The sequence below is a fragment of the Nitrosospira sp. NpAV genome, from assembly GCF_000832065.1.
GTDB lineage: Bacteria > Pseudomonadota > Gammaproteobacteria > Burkholderiales > Nitrosomonadaceae > Nitrosospira.
Map to the genome: position 1 here is coordinate 1 of NZ_JXQM01000049.1, position 1,608 is coordinate 1,608.

Sequence of the window (1,608 nt, forward strand, 5' to 3'; positions counted from 1 at the left end):
GCCGGCGAAGAGTTTCGAGTAGCCGACCAGGATATCTTGCTGCCGATTGACGTGGATGTTGAAACGGAAGTCGATTTCATCGCCGACATAACTGCCTGCCTGGCCGGTGGCATCGCGCAGGGTGGCGGCGCCGGCGGCGTTGTAGAGGAAGTCCTGCTTGTTGGCCAGATAGAAGCGGTGGTATTGGGCGGTAAACGTTGCCCAGGGCTGGGGATGCAGATTGATCTGGGCATTGAAATCATGGATATTCTGGCGGCCCACGCGGTCGATCCAGCCCAGATAATAGTTGCCGAAAGGGAACAGCTGGTTGAAGGTATTGCGCTGACCATCATTGGCATTATTGTCGCCGGAGGCAAAATCATAGCGCAGCCAGAACTGGGGGTTCATGGGTGCGCCCTTGAAATGGTAACCGGCCCCGGAGGCGACCGCAAAGGCGGAGATACTCTGGTTCGAGTACTGGCCGAACTGATACATGCCCTCCAATTCATAGAGGAACTGATTGTAGTCGCCGGCCAGGCGGCCGCCGAGGGTATGCGTGATCGAATCGCCCAGGAGGCCGTTTCTGCCGAGCGCGCGGTTGCGATTGTCATCCAGGCTGAGGAAATACATATCGACCAGCTGGCCCTTCATGGGCCGGTAAGTGCCCCATAAACCGAAGAATTCCTGTTTGGTATCCCAGTTATCGAATTGATCCTTCTGCGTAATCATCGGCCGCACCCAGAAAGCATCCAGATCGAAGGTAGGCGTACGCCAGAAGGCCTTGGCGCCCTGGAAAGTGCGCCGCGTATTGACCCAGTCCAGGGTGGAAATCAAGCGCTGCGAACCGTAGAGCAACTCCTGGCGGCCGACCCGCAGATAAACGGGACCGTCCTTGACGTTCGTCAGCTTGATATCCGCAAAGAGATTCAGCATATCCGTGTGGTTGGCATCGGTGGCGGCCGGCGCCAAGGCCTGGCCGAAGGTGCGCGCATCCAGGAACTCGGCGAATAACCGCACCTTGTCGCGGAACCACAGATCGGCGTGGAAGCGGCTGCGTATCATATGGTAATTATCGCTGGTGTTGGTCAAGCGGGCATCGGACTCGCGCATGTACCGATACCAGAAGCTGCCGCCGAAAGACAGCAGGAAATCGTCGCCCATATGGATGCGCTTGAGGGGATCGAACAGATCCTTTTCATAGCCTGGCTTCTCCATATAGCGGTAATCGATCTCGAAGGCGGGGGTGGTCATGAGAGCATAGGGCGCGTTGGGGGCCACCGGGGGCGCCTTGCGCTCATTGCCGGTGACCACATCCCAGAGCGAGTAATACCCTGGCCCGGTAGGCGCGATGGAAAACATGCCGGGGCGCGGTGGGGCGGTGACGGGCGGGGCTTTGGACCAATCGAATGGAGCGCCGGCCGCGGGAGCCGCGGGTGTCGCCGCTGCCGGCGCCGCCGCTGCGGGCGTCCCGGTAGCGTTGGCGGGGGGTGCGGGTTCCGCCGCGAGCCCATGCAACGCCAGTCCCCACATTCCCGCGCCCAGGCATAATTTCAAAAGTGATCCGCGTGTGCGGCCCGGAAATGTCCGGGATTCGGTGACGCTCATCGCTTGGGAAGTCAGGGGGCAGGG

Annotated in this window: 2 protein-coding genes; one reads left to right on the forward strand and one right to left on the reverse strand. The window is 60.4% G+C overall.

Annotated elements, in window-relative coordinates:
* A partial coding sequence (locus SQ11_RS15200; protein ID WP_232298035.1) for an alginate export family protein occupies window positions 1-1,338 on the reverse strand: 1,338 nt, incomplete at its 3' end.
* Here SQ11_RS15200 and SQ11_RS17950 point away from each other — a divergent pair.
* Window positions 1,328-1,608: hypothetical protein (locus SQ11_RS17950; RefSeq protein ID WP_232298036.1), on the forward strand; the 281-nt coding region annotated here is incomplete at its 3' end. The genes SQ11_RS15200 and SQ11_RS17950 overlap by 11 nt on opposite strands.